Below are 18,110 nucleotides of genomic sequence, written 5' to 3'. Positions count from 1 at the left end.
ACATAGCTGTGTAACTTGGTATCCCAGGATTGCGACCGGAGGCTCCATGAACCGTCTGACCGAGCGGGGTGGCCCGGAGCGAAGAACAAGCACCGAGACATCGGCCGTGGAGAGCCGCCGCGCCGCGATCGTGGCGGCCATCCACCAACGCGGCTTCATGACGATCGAGGCCCTGGCGAGCCAGTTCGCCGTCACGGTCCAGACCATCCGGCGCGATCTCAACGAGCTCAGCGCCGCGGGCCGGCTGGAACGCTACCGCGGCGGCGGCGGCCTTCCGTCCAGCGTCGAGAACATCGACTACGCCGACCGGCGCACCACTCTGTTGTCCGAGAAGGCACGAATCGGCCGGCTCGCCGCAGGCCGGATCCCCTCGCACTGCTCGGTCTTCCTCAACATCGGCACCACCACCGAGGCCGTGGCACGGGAACTGGCGCAGCACGACGACCTCAGCATCATCACCAACAACCTCAACGTGGCCATCGGCCTGGCGGCGACCACCGCCTTTCGCATCGTCGTGGCGGGCGGCACCATGCGCAACCGCGACGGGGCGGTGCTGGGCCAGCTCACCTGCGACACCCTCAGCCAGTTCCGGGTCGATGTCGCGGTGATCGGCATCAGCGGCATCGACGCCGACGGGGCGCTCCTCGATTACGATTACGAGGAGGTGCGGGCGACCCAGACCATCCTGCAGCATGCCCGCCAGACCTTCCTGGTGGCGGATCACACCAAGTTCAGCCGTCGTCCCATGGTGGAGGTGGGCCGCCTCGAACAGATCGACACCCTCTTCACCGACCAGTTGCCGCCGCCCGAAATCATCGCCCTGATGGAGCGCCACGGCGTGACGCTGGCCGTGGCGGGAGCGGACGAACCGTAACGAACGTCAGTTTTCGCTTGCGAAAATCACGGCGCAAAGCAATATTCTTCCGACTCGAGCAACAGACGCGAGTCGGAGGAGAACCATGACGACAGTTTCGAACGTACGGGGGCCGGGGGTCCCCTACGATCTGCTCGTCATCGGGGGGGGCATCAACGGCACCGGTATCGCCCGCGACGCCGCAGGGCGCGGTTTGTCGGTCCTGGTCTGCGAACGGGGGGATCTGGCTGAATTCACGTCGTCTTCCAGTACGAAACTGATCCATGGCGGCCTGCGCTACCTCGAATATTACGAGTTCCGCCTGGTGCGCGAAGCCCTGGCCGAGCGGGAGCGCCTGCTGCGCCTGGCGCCCCACATCATCTGGCCGCTGCGTTTCGTGCTGCCGCACGACGAAGGGCTGCGTCCGGCCTGGATGCTGCGGGTCGGCCTGTTCCTGTACGACCACCTCGCCCGCCTGCGGACGCTGCCGGGGTCGACGATGGTTCGATTGCGAACATCGCCCCTGGGCGCCCCGTTGCAGGATCGGCTGAGCAAAGGCTTCGTTTATTCCGACTGCTGGGTCGAGGACAGCCGCCTCGTCGTGCTCAATGCCATGGATGCCCGAGCGCGGGGCGCCGAGATCCGCACCCGCACCGGCGTCGAAACGGCCCGACGCATCGACGGTACCTGGACGGCGACGCTGCGCGACGAGGCTTCCGGACAGACCGAGACCCTTCGGGCCAGGGCCGTCGTCAACGCCGCCGGTCCCTGGGTCAGCGAGACCCTGGGCACGACGCTGGGCGTCAACAGCCGCGCGGCGGTCCGGTTGATCAAGGGCAGCCACATCGTGGTGCGCAAGCTCTACGAGGGCGATCAGGCCTACATCCTGCAGCAACCCGATAAGCGCATCATCTTCGCAATTCCCTATGAGCGCGACTTCACGCTGATCGGCACCACGGACGTTCCCTACGAGAAAGAGCCCGGACCGGTGGCGATCTCCGACGAAGAGACGCGCTATCTGTGCGACTGCATCAACCGTTCGTTCACGACATCCATCGGTCCCGGGGATGTGGTGTGGAGCTATTCCGGCGTGCGCCCGCTCTACGACGATGCGGCAGCCAACGCCTCGGCGGTGACCCGCGACTACGTGCTGGACCTCGACGATTCGGGCGGGCAGGCCCCCGCGCTCTCGGTCTTCGGCGGCAAGATCACAACCTATCGGCGCCTGGCGGAGCACGCCATCGAGAAGATCGCACCGCATTTCCCGAACCTGAAACGGCCCTGGACCGGGGATGCCATCCTGCCGGGCGGGGGGATGCAGGAGGCCGATTTCGACACCTTCCTGGCGGCGTTCTCCCGCGAGGCCCCGTTCCTGCCGACCGAGACCGCCAGGCGCCTTGCCCGGGCCTACGGCACCGAGGCGCGCTCCATCGTCAAGGGCGCGCGCAGCCTTGCGGATCTCGGGGAAGCCTTCGACGGCGGTCTGACGGCGGCGGAGGTCGACTATCTCGTCCGAGTCGAGTGGGTGCGAACCGCCGAGGACATCCTGTGGCGGCGCTCGAAGCTCGGTCTGCGCACCGGCCCGGACAGCGCCGCACGTCTCACCGCCTACTTGAGCCGCCGGGCCGAGGCGGCCTGAGACGGCCTTCGACACGTCGGAACCGCAGAGACATCGAAACCAAAGGTACCGGGAAACCCAAGACACCAGGAAACCCAAGGCACCAGGAAACCAAAAATACCGGGACGGAAGACCCGGAGCAGCACGAACAGAACCACCCGCTGCCGTCCGGAAGCCGGCCTGAAGACCGGCCCGGGACACGAGCGCGCACCCGTCCGAGGGAGGAAGACAGCCATGACCCAGTATGTCGGCGCCATCGACCAGGGCACCACCAGCAGTCGCTTCATCGTCTTCGACCGGGAAGGACGCCTCATCGTCTGCAAGCAGCGGGAACACGCACAGCTCTATCCGAGGCCCGGCCATGTCGAGCACGATCCGCTCGAAATCTGGCGCAACACGCAGGACGTGATGCGTGACGCCCTCGACGCGGCCGGCCTGACGCCGAAGGATCTGCTCTCGATCGGCATCACCAACCAGCGCGAGACCACGCTGATCTGGGACCGGCGCACCGGCGAACCGCTGCACAACGCCCTGGTCTGGCAAGACACCCGGAACGACCGGCTGGTCACCGAGTTCGCCAGGGACGGCGGACCCGACCGCTTCCGGGCGCTGACCGGCCTGCCGCTGGCGAGCTACTTCTCCGGCCTGAAGCTGCGCTGGCTCCTCGATCACGTGGACGGCGCGCGGGAGAAGGCCGAAGCCGGGGACGTCCTGTTCGGCAACATCGACACCTGGCTCGTGTGGAACCTGACCGGCGGCCCCGAGGGCGGCCTTCACGTCACCGACGTGACCAATGCCAGCCGGACCCAGCTTATGTCCCTCGAGACCCTGGCCTGGGACGACGGCATGCTGGCGACCTTCGCCATCCCGCGGGCGATGCTGCCCGACATCGTCTCCTCGTCCCAGGTCTATGGCGAGACCCGCGTGCCCTTCACGGGCGTGCCGATCGCCGGCATCCTGGGCGACCAGCAGGCGGCCCTGTTCGGCCAGACCTGCTTCCAGCCCGGCGAGGCCAAGAACACCTACGGCACCGGCTGCTTCGCCCTGATGAACACCGGCGAAAAACCCGTGCCCTCCACCTGCGGCCTCGTCACCACCCTCGGCTACAAGCTCGACGGACAGCCGGCGGTCTACGCGCTCGAAGGCTCGATCGCGATCACCGGCGCCCTGGTGCAGTGGCTGCGCGACAACCTGCACATGATCCAGGACAGCGCCGAGGTGGAGCGCCTGGCCACCACCGTGGAGGACAATGGCGGCGTGTACTTCGTGCCCGCTTTCTCCGGCCTCTACGCCCCGCACTGGAACGAGGGCGCCCGCGGGCTGATCATCGGCCTGACCCGCTATGCCAATCGCGGCCACATCGCCCGCGCCTGCCTGGAGGCCACCGCTTTCCAGACCCATGAGGTGCTGCAGGCGATGGAAACGGATTCGGGCATTCCCGTACGCGAGTTGCGCTCGGATGGCGGCATGGTCGCCAACGTCACCCTGATGCAGTTCCAGGCCGATATCCTCGACGTGCCGGTGGTCCGCCCGAAGGTGGCCGAGACCACGGCCCTGGGGGCCGCCTACGCCGCCGGCCTCGCCACCGGCTACTGGAAGAGCACCGACGACCTCGTCCGCAATTGGGGCGTCGACCGCCGATGGGAGCCCAACATGGAGGCGGCCCAGCGCCGGCGCATCACCGCGACCTGGAAGCGGGCGGTGAAGCGCGCCTTCGACTGGGACATGCAGGACGATTGAGGCGGGCGCCGCAGGCAGGCCCGCGCGATCGCGCGCTCACGGATTCCCTTACAGACCACGTCGGAGGACACGCCATGACGTCGCCATTCCTGGGCGAACTCTTGGGCACGATGGTGCTGATCATCCTCGGCAACGGGGTGGTGGCGGGCGCGCTCCTGCGCGGCTCGAAAGCGTTGGGTGCCGGCTGGATCGCCATCACCGCCGGATGGGCCTTCGCCGTGCTGGCCGGCATCTTCGTCGCGACCGCAGCGGGCAGCCCGGATGCCCACATCAACCCGGCCGTCACCCTCGCGGCCGCCATCACCTCGGGCCGCTGGGACACGCTCGTCACCTACGTGCCGGCCCAGATGATCGGCGCCTTCCTGGGGGCCACCGTGGTCTGGCTGCACTACCTGCCGCATTGGGCCGTCACCGCGGATCAGGGCGCGAAGCGGGCCTGCTTCTGCACCGACCCTGCCATTCGCCACCCCATCGCGAACTGGGTGAGCGAGATCGTCGGGACCTTCCTGCTGATCCTCATCGTCGGCGCCCTGCTGTCGCGAAGCGTGGGCGCGGCGGGCTCCATTCCGACGGGGCTCGCGCCCTACCTGATCGGTATGGTGGTGTGGGGCATCGGCCTGTCGCTCGGAGGAACCACGGGCTACGCGATCAATCCGGCACGCGACCTCGGTCCCCGTCTCGCCCACGCGATCCTGCCCATCGCCGGCAAGGGCGACTCGGATTGGGGTTACGCGCTCATCCCCGTCGCCGGTCCGGCCATCGGGGCGACGCTCGCCGCCCTGGTCGTGCTGGCGATCGGGTTCTGAGGCGGGACGGGCTGGATTTCCGGGATGGCCTGGATCTCCGGAACGGCCTGGATTCCTTGACCGGCCTGGATTTTCTGGCGCCGCCCCTACCTTGAGGCGCAGCGGCGTCCCGGCTCGTGCCAGGAACGGGTTTCGCCGATGGAGCATTACGGCCGTCCATGATCTCCACACCGTCACACCTCCCCGCCGACGCGCAGACCGTCGCCCTCGCGGGGATCGGAGGCGATCTCGGCGGCCGTATCGCAACGGCCCTTTTGGCCCGCGGCGTCCAGGTCCGGGCGCTGGTGCGGAGCGGCTCCACGGCCCCCGTGCCCGGCGTGACGGCGGTCTCGGTCGACTACGCGGATGCGGCCGCCCTCGTAGCGGCCTGTCGCGGCGCGGACTGCGTCGTCTCCGCCCTCAACGGCCTGGAGCCGGTCATCCTCGACGCCCAGGGGCGCCTGCTCGACGCGGCGGTGGCGGCCGGGGTGCCGCGCTTTATTCCGTCGGATTTCTCCCTCGACTTCACCGGCACCCAGCCCGGCGACAATCGCAACCTCGACCTGCGCCGCGCCTTCATGGCGCGGGTCGACCGAACCCCGATCCGTGCGACCTCGATCCTCAACGGGGCCTTCGCGGACCTGCTGACGGGGGACGCCCCGATCGTGCTGCAACGGCCGCGCAAGGTCCTGTACTGGGGCGATGCCGACCAGCTCTTCGACTTCACCACGAAGGACGACGTCGCGCGCTACACCGCGTCGGCCGCCCTCGACCCCGCAGCGCCGCGCTTCCTGCGCATCGCCGGAGACGTGGTGACGGCCCGCGAACTGGCCGCGACCATGTCCGACCTGACCGGCAGACCCTTCGGGCTGTGGCGGGCCGGGGGACTCGGTCGGCTCGGGCTGCTGATCCGCGTGGTGCGCGCTCTGACCCCGGCAAGCGACGCCGTCTTTCCGGCCTGGCAGGGCATGCAGTACCTGCGCGACATGGCGAGCGGGCGGGGCAAGCTGGCGCCGCTCGACAACGGTCGCTACGGGACGGTGTCCTGGACCGACGCCCGCACGGTGCTGGCCCAGGGTCTCTGATCGGCCTCGCGTCGGCCCTTCGGAGCCCGTCCGATCAGGGGTGGTGCGGGTTCGAGGGGCCGGGATGACACCGGACCGATGTCGTGCCTGTCACGTCGGAGTTTTCCATTCCCCGCCAAGGCCTTCCATGCCGCGGCCGTCATAATCCTTGTCCGAAAGCTTGGACGCGCCTGACGACTTACCGGATGAACGCCGGCATGTTTCGAAATATTATTTTCGAAGACTTCGACTTTTTTGCCAAGCAAAACACCATTGCTTCGCAAGCCGCAATCCTGAAAGAAGCCATCGCGCGACACGTGACCGCCCAACCTCAAAACCTCACTTAACATCAGCGAACGACACGATCCCGTGTCGGCTGACCATGGTGCGCCGGACACACGAGACTGAATTTTACTGGATCTCGGCCGGCCGGGTTCATTAATCCGACATGACGTGATTGGATGTTGCAGCGTCGCTCTCCCGGCGCGTCCAGGCGGCATCGGCACAGGCTCGATGCGCAATCACAGTGTCGAAGGCCCCGTGTGGCGCCGGCCCGGTTGTGGCCGCGCAGGCCCGGGGCCGTTTTTTGAACAGGGCTTGCATGCGCATCGAGGCTCGATTCGGTCTGATCCTCGCCTTCTGCTTCGCCCTGGGCGTGGGCATCGCGGGCTACATCTCCTTCACCCTCGAGTTCCGCCAGGCGCAGGAGGAGATGCAGGAGAAGGCCAGCGTTCTCCTCACCATCGCCCTGTCCGTGCGCCGCTACACGGCGCAGGAGGTGGCGCCGCTGATCAAGCAACTCGACGACAAAGTCCATTTCCATCCGCAATCGGTGCCGTCCTACGGCGCGCAGAAGACCCTGGCCGGGCTCCAGAAGGAATTTCCGGATTACAGCTATCACGAGCGGTCGCTCAATCCGACCAACACGGCCGACCGCGCGGCCGATTGGGAGGTCGGCCTGTTCCGGGCGTTCCAGGAGAACCCGGCCCGGACGGAGCTCTCGGGAGAGACCGGGACCGCGACCGTCAAACGCTTCTATGTGAGCCGGCCCCTGCGGCTGACCGACCCGGCCTGCCTGGAATGCCACTCCACCCCCGAGGCGGCACCGGCCGCCATGGTCGCCAAGTACGGGGCGGGCAACGGCTTCAACTGGCAACTCGGGGATGTGATCGGCATCCAGCTCGTCGAGGTCCCCAAGAGCCCGATCGTGACGCGCGCCCTCAACGGGGTCCTGACCACGGTGGGGTCCCTCGTCTGCGTCTTCGTCCTGACGACGGCCATCTTCCTGCTGCTGCTGCGCCACTACGTGACGGGGCCGCTGGAGACCATCACCGGCGTGGCCCAATCGGTCAGCCTGAACCTGGGGCCGGCGCCGCAGCGGCGCGGCCGGGAGCTCGACGGGCAGTTCCACGATCTCGAACGCTCCATCACGCGGCTGAAGACCAGCCTCGACGCGGCGACGCGCTCGTCGCGCCCGCGCTCCGACGCCTGACGGAACCGGCGGCCCCATGTCCACCCTCGTCTTCATCGCGCTGGCGGCCCTCGTCTGGCTGCTCGACTTCACGGTGGCGCCCGACGACGGCCTCGCCAAGACTCTCCTGCCCGCCCTCGCGACGGGTCTCAGCGCCCTCGCCTTGGCCCGGCTGCTCGAACGGGCGCTCCTGCGCCTGCTCGCCGCGCGCGCGCGTCTGGGGAGTCATTCCGACCGGCTGCACACCATGCTGGCCATGGTGATCTATGCAGCGACCGCGCTGGGATGGCTGCATTACGCCCTGGGTCTCAACGTCACCAGTCTGCTGGCGACCTCGGCCGTCGTCACCCTGATCCTCGGCCTGGCTCTCCAGGCGACCCTTGGCAACCTCTTCACCGGGCTCTCTCTCGAACTCGAACGCCAGCTCCGGGTCGGCGACTACATCTTCAAGGGCCCGATCGAGGGCGAGGTCGTCGCACTCAAGTGGCGCTCGGTGTTCCTCAGGACGAGCAACAACACCCGCATCGTCCTGCCCAATAACGGGCTGACGACGGATGCCGTGGAGATCGTCCCCGGTGGGCAGCCGTCCCGACACACGGTCTTCTTCGCGGTCCGCTCCCACGTCCCGCCGATGGATGTGCTGGCCGTGACCGAGGATGTGCTCCGCAGCGGTGTGCCGAAGATCCACCTGGAGTTTCCGCCCTCGGCGGTCCTGGTGGGTCCCGATCCGGAACGCGGCTTCCTGCGCTACGGCGCCCGCTACTACACGCTGGAATGCCTGGAGCGGAGCAACATCGCCTCGAACCTGCAGGTCCGCCTCTGGTATGCCCTATCCCGCAAGGGCATTGCGATGGCGGGCTGGGGCGTTCCGCCTCGGGACGACGGGCGCCTCGTCGCCCCCTTGCCGCGCCTCGCCCAGGATCTCGTCGCCCGCCTGTTGCCCTTCGGCGAACGCCGGAGCTACGGTCCCAGCGAAGAGATCGCCCTGGGAGGCGGCGCGGCCCTCCTCCTGCGCGGCTCGGCGCGCGAGGAACGCGAGGCGCGCCTCGACGCGGAACGCGCTCAGCTCGCCCGTCTGCTGGATGACGGGCCGGACGAGCACGGCACCGTCCAGATGGCCGCAGCGCCCCTCGCCGTCATCGGGGAGCGCGCCGCCCGTCATCTCGGGCCTTACGCTTACGCCCTGGCGCACGGCTATGCCACGCGGACCGACGACCCGCGCCTGCTGCACCTCGCCCTGGCGAGCCATATCCAGGACGAACCCGACCGAGAGGTCTTCCTGGCCGAGGCGCCGCGCCACACCTCCCGCCGGCTCGAACCCGGCGCCGGCATCGGCTTCGCGCGCCTGCTCGCGCCGTCGACGCCCGGCAACGGTCGGATCGTGAGCAACCGTCGCTGCGAGATCCTGCACCTCTCGGCCGCCGCCCTGGGCGAGGCCATCGACCGCGCGGTGATCACACCAGCCGATCTCGCCGCCCACGACGCCGATCTTGCCGCGCACGATGTCGATCTCGCCGCGCACGATGTCGATCTCGCGCGCCGGCCCATCGATCCCGGCATCGCCCCGCCGGACGGGATGCCGGCGAACGCCCCGGCGTCGCAGGGCGATGCACTGACGAGGGTGGACATCCACTGAACCTCGCGGATCTGGGTGCGCGGAGCGGAAATTGTGGGCACGAAGAGCCGCGCGCGCCGTGGTCCCATCTTCGATACGCGGCAGATACGCGGGCGGAGAGACGGCCCTCGAAGCGACCCCAGCCTCGGCTCAAGCATTCCTCTACGCCGCAGCCGTCATGATTCTCGTCCGAAGGCTTGAACGCGCCTGATGACTTACCGGATGGGCTTTCGGGCCGAGTTGCGGCTCGAGACGAGCCGCAGGGCCGCCGGGGCGGGCCTGCCGGCCAGGATCGCCGCCGCCTTGCGGTGGAGTTCGCCGTCCTGGAACGGCTTCTGGACGATGCGGTCGGCGCCGACCTCGCCCGCCTGCATCAGGGCGGTGGTGTCGGCGTAGCCGGTCACGAACATCACCGGAAGGTGCGGCCAGCGCCGCCGGATCTCGCAGGCCGCCTCGGCGCCGTTCATGCCCGGCATGGCGAAGTCGAGCACGATCAGGTCGACGCAGGGATCCCCCTCCAGGGAGGCGAGGGCGGCGAGGCCGGAGCCCGCCTCGCGGACCTGATAGCCGGCCTCGAACAGGATGGTGGTGGTGACCTCGCGGACCGCGCTGTCGTCGTCGACCACCAGCACCACGGGCCGGTCCCCTGCGCTGCGCTGCGCGGCGCAGTCGATCCCCGGAGCCGGACTCTCGGCGGCGTCGGACCCGCCCTCGGCACGCGGAAGGTAGACCCGGACGGACGTTCCCTCGCCAAGCCGAGTGTCGATGCGGACGCCGCCGCCGGACTGCTTGACGAAGCCGTAGACCTGAGCGAGGCCGAGGCCCGAGCCCTTGTCGACCGCCTTTGTGGTGAAGAACGGCTCGAAGACTCGGGCCAGGACCTCGGGGGCGATGCCGGTGCCGGTGTCGCTCACCGCCAGCATCACGTACTCGCCGGGGGCCGGCTCCTCGGCGCGGGTCGGAGCCGGGGTCAGGCTGACATTGGCGGTCTCGATGGTGAGGCAACCGCCCACCGCCATGGCATCGCGGGCGTTGATCGCGAGATTCAGGATCACGAGTTCGATCTGCGTCGCATCGACGAGGGCCGACCACAGGTCGGATTGCAGCGTCATCTCGATCCGTACCGCCCCGCCGATCGAGCTCTGAAGCAGGTCGCGCATGGAGGAGACGGTCTGGTTCAGCTCCACCGGCGTCGGCTCGAGACGCTGCCGCCGCGAGAAGGCGAGGAGCTGGGCGGTGAGGCGAGCGCCCCGGTCGGCGGCTCCGCGCATCATCGTCAGGCGGCGCTGCGAGCGCTCGTCGTTCACCACCCGCTCCAGGAAGGCGATGTTGCCGGAGATCACCGTGAGGAGATTGTTGAAGTCGTGGGCAACGCCGCTGGTGAGCTGCCCGACCGCCTCCAGGCGTTGGGCCTGCCGCAGGGCTTCCTCGACCCGCTCGCGCTCGACGATCTGGCGATGCAGCTCGGCATTGCTGGCCGCGAGTTCGCTGGTCCGGGCCTCGACCCGCGCCTCCAGGGTCTCGTTGAGGTGGCGCAGGTCGCGCAGGGCGCGCTCACGCTCGGCATAGGCGCGCGCCTCGGCGAGCGCCCGCATGATGGTGCGGGGCAGGCGGTCGAGGCGCTGTTTGGTGACGTAATCGGTGGCCCCGCGCTTCAGGGCCTCCACAGCGACATCCTCACCGAGCGTCCCGGATACGAACACGAACGGGATTCCGGGGCAGCGGGCGCGGGCGATCGCCAGGGCGCTGAGGCCGTCGAAGGTCGGCAACACGTAATCGGCCAGGATGAGGTGGTGCTCGCACCGGTCGGCCGCAGTGGTGAAGTCGGCCGCGGTCATCACCCGGTCGAGGTCGTAGGGGTGGCCCAGATCGTCGAGCACCGCGCCGAGCAGTTCCGTGTCGAGGTCGCTGTCTTCCAGGAGAAGGATTCTCAACGGCTCCGATCCGAAGCCGTCCTGCATCTCCCGATCCGGATCACGCTGCGTCACGTGTTCGATGGCCATCCTCCTCCACGGTGCGGCGGCGGCTCGTTCAGCACCGCCCAGAACACGCCGAGATCCTGGATCGCCTCGAAGAATTCCGTGAACCCAACAGGCTTGACCACGAAAGCGTTCACGCCGAGATCGTAGGACCGCACCAGATCAGTCTCCTCGCGCGAGGATGTGAGCATCACCACCGGGATCGCGCGGGTTCGGATATCGCCCTTGACCTGGGCCAGGACCTCCAGGCCGTCCACCTTCGGCAGCTTGAGGTCGAGAAGCACCACCGCAGGATCACGGCTGTCCCGCATCTCGTAGGCGCCGCGGCGGTACAGAAAATCCAGGGCCTCGGCACCGTCGCGACAGATGACGATCTCATTGGCGAGCTGGCTCTTCTCCAGCGCCGCGAGGGTGAGTTCGATGTCGTTGGGATTGTCCTCGACGAGGAGGATCGGCTTCAGGTCCGCCATGGCTCAGCGTGCTTCCCTCGAATTCCTCGGCGAACGGGACCTGCCCCCGGCATTCGGATTGGGGACCGGAGTCGGTGTCGGAAGGGTGAAGTAGAAAGTCGCGCCAGCATCCACCGCACCCTCGGCCCAGGTGCGGCCGCCGTGGCGCTCGACGATGCGGCGGACGTTGGCAAGGCCGATGCCAGTCCCCTCGAACTCTTCGACCCGGTGAAGGCGCTGGAACACGCCGAACAGCTTGCCGACATAGGCCATGTCGAACCCGACGCCGTTGTCGCGGACGAAGAACACCGCCTGACCGGAGGGGGCGCCTTCCGGATCGAGGCCGGTCGTCGGCGCCTCGAGGCGCCCGATCTCGATCGTCGCCTCGGCCCGGTGCCGGGTGTACTTGATGGCGTTCGAAAGCAGATTCTCGATGACGAGGCGCAGCATCACCGGGTCGGCATGGACCCGGCCGAGCGGCCCCACCGTCCAATGGATGGTCCGGTCCGGTCCGGCGTCCCGCAGGGTCGAGCGGCGAACCTCTTCGACCAGGGCATTGAGGTCGCCCGTGACCGGGTTCAGGGCGTTGCGGCCCATCTGCGAGAAGCGCAACAGGTTGTCCACCAGGGTGCCGGCCGAGAAAGCGGCCTCCACGATGGTGTCGATGTAGTGCCGGCCCTTCTCGGACAGGCGGCTGCCCTCGCGCGAGCGCAGCAGCTCCGAATAGCCGACGATGTGCCGGAAGGGCGCGCGCAGATCGTGGCTGACCGAGTAGGAGAACGCCTCCAGCTCCTTATTGGAGCGCTGCAGTTCCTCGCTGAGGGAGGCGAGTTCCTCCGCCCGGCGCAGCACGATGCCGAGCACGGAGGTCCGAAGATCCTTCACTGCGTCGGTCTCGGCACGGGACCAGGGCAGGGAGCGGCCCTGCAGCGTCTCTTTCCAGGTCTCGAAGGATTTGCGCGGGTGCAGGCGCTGCGGCCCACCGGCCGGATCAGGCACCGCCGCCTTGGTGGGATCACCGCCCCACTTGACGGTGCGCACCACCTCCGGCCTGAACCACAACACGTAGCTGGCGTATTTCTGCGAGATCGAGATCGCCAGGAGGCCGCTTGCCCGCGCGGCGAAGGCCCGCGCCGGAGGATAGGCCTCGCCGAGGAAGTCGGTGACGACGAGATCCGCACCGCCGGGGCCGCTGGACAACCACTGGTAGATCGCCCGAACCTCGGGTTCCTGCGGGGTCGCCCCAATCAGCCGGCAGCTGTCGGAGGTGATCACCGCCGCTCCGGAGGCGCCGGCCAGGGCCAGCACGTCGTCGGGATGCTGCAGCAGGCCGTCGACGAAGTTCTCCTCCTCCGCCATATAGCCCAGCAGCTGGGCCTGGATCGCCCCCAGCCGCAGGCGCTGCTCGGCCTCGGCACCGCGCTCCTTGGCGGCGAGCTGCAGCGCGAAGATGCGGGTGAGGAAGTCGCAGGCGTTGCGGGCCTGAAGAGGCACCCGGCGGGCCTCGCGATTGTGGCAGGAGATCAGGCCCCAGAGCGCACCGTCGACCAGGATCGACACCGACATCGAGGCCATCGTGCCCATGTTGCGCATATATTCGACATGCACCGGCGAGACGCTGCGCAGGATCGACTGGCTGAGGTCGAGGGGCTCAGCGTCGGCGAGCGCGGCCTCCCGCAGGATCGGCACCGGCCGATAGCCCGCATCCGGGATGATCCGCAGGCGATTGCGACGGTAGAGTTCCCGCGCCTGGGCCGGAATGTCGGTCGCGGGGAAGCGCAGGTCGAGATAGGAGGGCAGGGCGCCGTTCCCGTCCTCGGCGATGACGGTACCGTGCCAGTCGCGATCGAACCGGTAGACCAGGGTTCGGTCGAAGCCCGTGATGTGGCGGATGTCGACCGCCACGAGATCGCACAGCTCCGCCACCGAGGCGGCCTCGTGCAGGCCCTCGACGAAGCGGCTGAGGCGCGGATAGAGCGCGTCCAGGCTGTGCTCGGAGGCGAGCGCGTTCGGGACCGCCTCGAATTCGAGGACGGCAAGATCGCTCGCAGCAGGATCGCCCGCAGCAGGATCGCCCGAACCCAAATCGCCCGGACAATGAACCGCGAGATCGTAGGCCCCGAGACCTTCGGGTGTTTCCAGCGTCACGGTGCGCAGATATTGCGCGCCGTCGCGCGCGCTCTCGCCAAAATCCCGCGGCAGAAGCCCGTCCAGGCTCGGGAAGACTTCGGCGAAGCGGCGTCCGAGCACCCGTTCGATCCCGCCCGGCACATTGGCGCTCGCCTCGACGATCCGACCGTCGGCAATCCGGAAAGCGATGAGGAACCCGTGAGGCTGGATCGTCCCGAGCCGGTGAATCGGCTCTCGGTCGCAGGCCGTCAGGGCCTCGGCCGGTGGCGATTCTAAGGTCAGGCTCAAGACATTCGCTCCCTGCTGACAGCCCCGCCGTGCCGACCCGGAATGCGGTGCCTACGCGGATCGGCCGGCAGGCGCAACGCACTCCGTTGTGTCGGGTACATAACATTGCGCGATCCGTCGCATCGCGTAATCCGGCCTATCCGTGAGCCGTACGAACCACGATCCGCAGGGCCTCGCTCCCCCCGCCTCATCGGCGGGCCCGGCCCCCGGCGACCGGGAGGCCTGCGCCAGCGGTCGACATCGGACCGGATCGCTCTAGCTTCCCCGCACAGAAGGCAGGAACCCGGCAGGAACCCGGAAGACGGGGACCGGTCGAACCCATGCAACCGAGGGGGGAACAGGATGGCCAAGCCCGATCGCGTGGACCCTTCTCCGCCGGACCTGCTGCCGCCGTGGCGCACCGAGGCGCGCGCGGCGCTCCAGGCGGAGGCGCGGGCCTTCGCCAGAGACGTCGTCATGCCACTGGCCGACGAACTCGACCCGCAGAAGGCGGAGATGCCGCGGACCCTCATCGACCGGATGGCGGCCAAGGGCTGGTTCGGCATCACCATTCCGGCCGAGCAGGGCGGCCTCGGCCTCGGGGTGTTCGAGTACTGCCTGGTATCCGAGGAACTGGCCCGCGCCTGGCTCTCGGTCGGCAGCATCCTGGCTCGCGGCCAGGGTCTCGGCACCCAGACTCTCGATCCGGAGCGGCGCCGGAGCCTCCTCGAGAAATCCGCCCGGGGTCAGTGGATCGGCAGCATCGCGCTGTCCGAGCCGACGGCGGGCTCCGATCTGGCCGGCGTGCAGACCCGGGCGGTGCGCGACGGCGACACCTGGGTCCTCACGGGAACCAAGCGCTGGGCGGGCTTCGCCAAGGCGGCGGACTTCGTCGAGGTTCTGGCCCGTACCCGCGACCCGGAGCCCGGCGAGCCGCGCTCGGCCGGTTTGGAGCCTTTCCTGGTGGTCAAGGAGCCCGGGACCTTCCCGCCCGGGATGACCGGACGGGTGATCGACAAGATCGGATATCACGGCTTCCTGACCTTCGAACTCGATCTCGACGGCGTGCGGGTGCCGGAGAGCGACCGTCTGACCGGGCTCTACGGAGACCAGGGCGCGGATGCGGATTCGGGTGGCTTCGCCTCGGTCCAGCGCGGCCTCAACATCGCGCGGGTGCACACGGCGGCCCGCGCGGTCGGCGTCGCCCGGGCGGCGCTGAAGGACACCCAGGCCTACCTGCAGGAGCGTGAGCAGTTCGGTCACCCGATCGGCGATTTCCAGGCCCTGCGCTTCGCGCTCGCCGACATGGCGGCCGATATCGCGCAAGCACGCGCCTTCTGGAACCAGGTCGCGCATCTGCTCGATGCCGGCGAACCGGCGGAGAGCGAATCGGCGATGGTCAAACTCGTCTGTACCGAGATGGCCGTGCGGGTGACCAACCAGGCGATGCAGCTCCATGGCGGCAACGGCTACACCACGGAGCGCCGGGTCGAGCGCTACTGGCGCGACGCGCGGCTGACCACGATCTTCGAGGGCACCAGCGAAATCCAGCGACGCATCATCAGCGACCGGATGCTGCCCAAGCCCTGACACGCGTGACGCGGCGCTGACGAACCCCGACGGGTGTCAGCGCCCGCCCATCACCAGACGTAGCTTGTCGGCGAGATCCTCGCGCCGATACGGCTTGTTGAGGAGCGGCAAGTCCACGGGGACACCCTGCTCGCCGAGCGCCGAGCCGGTATAGCCGGAGGCGAGCAGCACCCGCAGGCCGGAACGCAGCGTCCGGGCATGGGTGGCGAGTTCAACCCCGTTCATGCCACCCGGCATCACCACGTCCGAGAACAGGATGTCGATCCGCTCCGGCCCCTTCAGGCGGTCCAGCGCCTCGGCCGCATGCGTGGCGGTGAGGGTGCGGTAGCCGAGTTCGGACAGGCTCTCGACCGCCATCTCCAGAACGGCCGCCTCGTCCTCGACCACCAGAACGACCTCGCCCTCCACCGCCCGGCGCAGAGGCAGGAGTGCGTCGGTGCGCAGGCTCGCGATTGCGGGCTCGGCCGAGCGCGGCAGGTCGATGGTGATGGTGGTGCCCTGGCCGGGCGCGCTCGTGACGCGGACCTGACCGCCGCCCTGGCGGGCGAAACCGTAGACCTGGCTCAGGCCGAGGCCGGTGCCCTTTCCGACATCCTTGGTGGTGAAGAACGGCTCGAACACCCGCGCGGCTGTGGCCGCATCCATGCCGAGGCCGGTATCGATGACGCAAACGCGGACATAGTTTCCCGGCGTCAGGTCGGACAGGGCGCCGCGGCGCTCCGGCGTCACGGCGAGGTTCTGGGTCCGGATCGTCAGGGTGCCACCGCCCGGCATGGCATCGCGCGCATTGACCGCGAGGTTGAGGATGGCGCTCTCGAACTGGCCGGGATCGAGGCGGACCGGATCGAGAGCCGCGTCGAGGTCGAGGATCAGAGCCACGGTCTCGCCGACCGCGCGCTGAAGCAGGCCCTGGAAGTCCTTCAGCAGATGGTTGGGATTCACGGTCTCGGGCCGCAGCACCTGCCGCCGCGAGAACGATAGCAGTTTCTCGGTGACCTCGGCCCCGCGTCGCGCCGCGGTCATCGCCGAGGTCGCGAGGCGCTCGACGCGCTGCGCGTTGTCCGGTCGGCGCACGATCATGTCGAGATTGCCGACGATCACCGTCAGGAGGTTGTTGAAGTCGTGGGCGACACCGCCGGTGAGTTGGCCGATCGCCTCCATCTTCTGCGACTGATTCAGGCGCTGCTCGGCCTCGCGCCGATCGGTGGTGTCGATGACCACCCCCGCCAGGGTGGCGGGACGGCCGTCGGCGCCGCGATAGAGGCGGCCGCGCACGTCGATCCAGCGCTCGGCGCCATCGCCGGCTCGGGTGATCCGGCACTGGAAGCAGAGCGTGGACTCATCCTCGGCCCGTGCCAGGGCGGCCTCCACCAGGGCGCGGTCCTCAGTCACCACATGGCCGATGAAGTCGGCGAGGCCCCAGCGCGGCAAGAGACTGTCGTAGCCGAAGATGCGGTCGTGGCGCAGGGTGCGCCGGGCCTGTCCGTTGGCGAGATCGAGGGTCCAGTCGCCCATGTCGGCGGCCTCGAGCGCCACCGCGAAGTTGTCGCGTGCGATCTCGAGTTCCGCCCGCTGGCGCTCGCTCGCCTCGGCCGCCGATTCGGCGGCGCCGTACAGAACGTCGACCTCGCGCAGATAGACCCCGAGGACGATGATCCCGGCCATCAGGGCCTCGAGCCGCCCGGCGAACCAGCCCACCGTGCCGCGCGCCGCCCCCACGAGGGTGATCAGGTTGTCGAACACGAGGAGCAGCAGCGAAACCGCGAGCCAGAGCTGGAGCACGCTGCGCAGGCGCGTCGTCCAGCACAGGGTGGCCAGCGCCGCAACGGTCAGGACAACGACTCCGGGGCCGATGCCGGAGGTTGTCAGAAGCCAGTACTTGTCGCCCTCGACGCTGCGCGGCAGGTAATCGACATAGTCGGTGATGATCCAGGTCAGCGCGGCGACGACGGCCGTCACCGCCAGGGCTGTCAGGCCGCCGACCCGGGCGACGCGATGGCTCGGCACGGCGCGCGGGCGCTGATCGCCCTCCATGATCGCATACGGAAGCGCGAAGAGCGGTGGCGCGAGATGCCACAGGGTCCAGAGCCAGGTCGTTGTGCCGGGACCGGACCCGATGATCCGCCCCGGGCCGAACAGGCCCGGAAAGGTCAAGAGCTGTATCGCGACGATCTCGGTGGTGCAGAGGCTGCCGGCGGCCAGTACCAGGAGCGGGACCGAGCGGGTCCGCCTGAACTGCGCGAAGAACAGGCATGTGGTGACGGCGTAGACCGTGATCAGCGCCGCCTGATAACTGGGAACGAAGCCCGGCATCGCCCCGATGGGATCGGCCGCGATGGGCAGGAGCGCGAGGGTCAGGACACCGAAAGCAAGAGAGACGACCGCCGCGAATCGGGTCTGGAGGCGCGTCGGTCCGGCATCCGCGAAGGTCGAGAGGCCTGAAACACCAGCGTTTTTCGGCACGGTCTACCTCCTGGCCGCACGTCACAGGCGAATCGCCCGGCCGCCAGGACCAAAGCTGGTGTACCACCGATGAGCTTGGTCGCACA

At 68.7% G+C, this 18,110-nt stretch carries 13 protein-coding genes; 9 read left to right on the top strand and 4 right to left on the bottom strand.

Going from position 1 to position 18,110, the window contains the following annotated elements:
* Positions 1–46 precede the first annotated feature (46 nt).
* The 8 genes from ACV7NL_RS20005 to ACV7NL_RS19970 all read left to right on the top strand — a co-directional run bounded on the left by ACV7NL_RS20005 (position 47) and on the right by ACV7NL_RS19970 (position 9,167).
* Positions 47–874, top strand: a complete 828-nt coding sequence (locus tag ACV7NL_RS20005) for a DeoR/GlpR family DNA-binding transcription regulator (RefSeq protein ID WP_463356643.1) — start codon at positions 47–49, stop codon at positions 872–874.
* Between the two features lie 85 nt (positions 875–959).
* Positions 960–2,492 (top strand): glycerol-3-phosphate dehydrogenase, encoded by a 1,533-nt coding sequence (glpD, locus tag ACV7NL_RS20000; protein WP_463356642.1) that lies wholly within the window; start codon positions 960–962, stop codon positions 2,490–2,492.
* 213 nt (positions 2,493–2,705) lie between these two features.
* Complete coding sequence (glpK, locus tag ACV7NL_RS19995) at positions 2,706–4,211, top strand: glycerol kinase GlpK (protein WP_463356641.1); 1,506 nt, start codon at positions 2,706–2,708, stop codon at positions 4,209–4,211.
* Positions 4,212–4,285: 74 nt separating this feature from the next.
* Positions 4,286–5,017, top strand: a complete 732-nt coding sequence (locus ACV7NL_RS19990) for an MIP/aquaporin family protein (protein ID WP_463356640.1) — start codon at positions 4,286–4,288, stop codon at positions 5,015–5,017.
* Positions 5,018–5,175: 158 nt separating this feature from the next.
* Positions 5,176–6,081: an NmrA family NAD(P)-binding protein gene (locus ACV7NL_RS19985; RefSeq protein WP_463356639.1), complete on the top strand. Its 906-nt coding sequence runs from the start codon at positions 5,176–5,178 to the stop codon at positions 6,079–6,081.
* An 83-nt stretch (positions 6,082–6,164) separates the two neighbouring features.
* Positions 6,165–6,407, top strand: coding sequence for a hypothetical protein (locus ACV7NL_RS19980; protein ID WP_463356638.1), 243 nt, complete (start codon positions 6,165–6,167; stop codon positions 6,405–6,407).
* Positions 6,408–6,661: 254 nt separating this feature from the next.
* Positions 6,662–7,552, top strand: coding sequence for a Tll0287-like domain-containing protein (locus ACV7NL_RS19975; RefSeq protein ID WP_056481936.1), 891 nt, complete (start codon positions 6,662–6,664; stop codon positions 7,550–7,552).
* A gap of 16 nt (positions 7,553–7,568) precedes the next feature.
* Positions 7,569–9,167 (top strand): mechanosensitive ion channel family protein, encoded by a 1,599-nt coding sequence (locus ACV7NL_RS19970; protein WP_056481939.1) that lies wholly within the window; start codon positions 7,569–7,571, stop codon positions 9,165–9,167.
* A 194-nt stretch (positions 9,168–9,361) separates the two neighbouring features.
* Here ACV7NL_RS19970 and ACV7NL_RS19965 read toward each other — a convergent pair whose 3' ends face one another.
* Genes ACV7NL_RS19965 through ACV7NL_RS19955 form a run of 3 tightly spaced genes read right to left on the bottom strand, consistent with a single transcriptional unit; the run spans position 9,362 to position 13,992 of the window.
* Entirely contained in the window at positions 9,362–11,149 is a 1,788-nt protein-coding gene (locus ACV7NL_RS19965) for a hybrid sensor histidine kinase/response regulator (RefSeq protein WP_082503776.1), read from the bottom strand.
* Positions 11,131–11,595: a response regulator gene (locus tag ACV7NL_RS19960; protein ID WP_056184535.1), complete on the bottom strand. Its 465-nt coding sequence runs from the start codon at positions 11,593–11,595 to the stop codon at positions 11,131–11,133. Before ACV7NL_RS19960 ends, ACV7NL_RS19965 begins: the two co-directional genes overlap by 19 nt.
* A 3-nt stretch (positions 11,596–11,598) precedes the next feature.
* Positions 11,599–13,992, bottom strand: a complete 2,394-nt coding sequence (locus ACV7NL_RS19955; RefSeq protein ID WP_082503777.1) for an ATP-binding protein — start codon at positions 13,990–13,992, stop codon at positions 11,599–11,601.
* Positions 13,993–14,334: 342 nt separating this feature from the next.
* On the opposite strand from ACV7NL_RS19955, the gene ACV7NL_RS19950 reads away from it, so the two are divergent.
* Entirely contained in the window at positions 14,335–15,561 is a 1,227-nt protein-coding gene (locus ACV7NL_RS19950) for an acyl-CoA dehydrogenase family protein (RefSeq protein WP_056481942.1), read from the top strand.
* A 36-nt stretch (positions 15,562–15,597) separates the two neighbouring features.
* Here the strand turns inward: ACV7NL_RS19950 and ACV7NL_RS19945 are convergent, their stop codons facing one another.
* Positions 15,598–18,024 carry an MASE4 domain-containing protein gene (locus tag ACV7NL_RS19945; protein WP_463356637.1) on the bottom strand — a complete coding sequence of 809 codons (2,427 nt, stop codon included), beginning with the start codon at positions 18,022–18,024 and terminating at the stop codon, positions 15,598–15,600.
* Positions 18,025–18,110: the final 86 nt, after the last annotated feature.

Source organism: Methylobacterium sp. Ger2507 (genome assembly GCF_055231875.1).
The sequence above is the reverse complement of the archived record's forward strand: the minus strand, read 5'-3'. Positions and strand labels throughout refer to the sequence as shown.

Excerpts from the sequence above, each read along its gene's own strand:
- ACV7NL_RS20005 (WP_463356643.1), top strand. The coding sequence starts at position 47 with ATGAACCGTCTGACCGAGCGGGGTGGCCCGGAGCGAAGAACAAGCACC.
- glpD (WP_463356642.1), top strand. The coding sequence starts at position 960 with ATGACGACAGTTTCGAACGTACGGGGGCCGGGGGTCCCCTACGATCTG.
- glpK (WP_463356641.1), top strand. The coding sequence starts at position 2,706 with ATGACCCAGTATGTCGGCGCCATCGACCAGGGCACCACCAGCAGTCGC.
- ACV7NL_RS19990 (WP_463356640.1), top strand. The coding sequence starts at position 4,286 with ATGACGTCGCCATTCCTGGGCGAACTCTTGGGCACGATGGTGCTGATC.
- ACV7NL_RS19985 (WP_463356639.1), top strand. The coding sequence starts at position 5,176 with ATGATCTCCACACCGTCACACCTCCCCGCCGACGCGCAGACCGTCGCC.
- ACV7NL_RS19975 (WP_056481936.1), top strand. The coding sequence starts at position 6,662 with ATGCGCATCGAGGCTCGATTCGGTCTGATCCTCGCCTTCTGCTTCGCC.
- ACV7NL_RS19970 (WP_056481939.1), top strand. The coding sequence starts at position 7,569 with ATGTCCACCCTCGTCTTCATCGCGCTGGCGGCCCTCGTCTGGCTGCTC.
- ACV7NL_RS19965 (WP_082503776.1), bottom strand. The coding sequence starts at position 11,149 with ATGGCCATCGAACACGTGACGCAGCGTGATCCGGATCGGGAGATGCAG.
- ACV7NL_RS19960 (WP_056184535.1), bottom strand. The coding sequence starts at position 11,595 with ATGGCGGACCTGAAGCCGATCCTCCTCGTCGAGGACAATCCCAACGAC.
- ACV7NL_RS19950 (WP_056481942.1), top strand. The coding sequence starts at position 14,335 with ATGGCCAAGCCCGATCGCGTGGACCCTTCTCCGCCGGACCTGCTGCCG.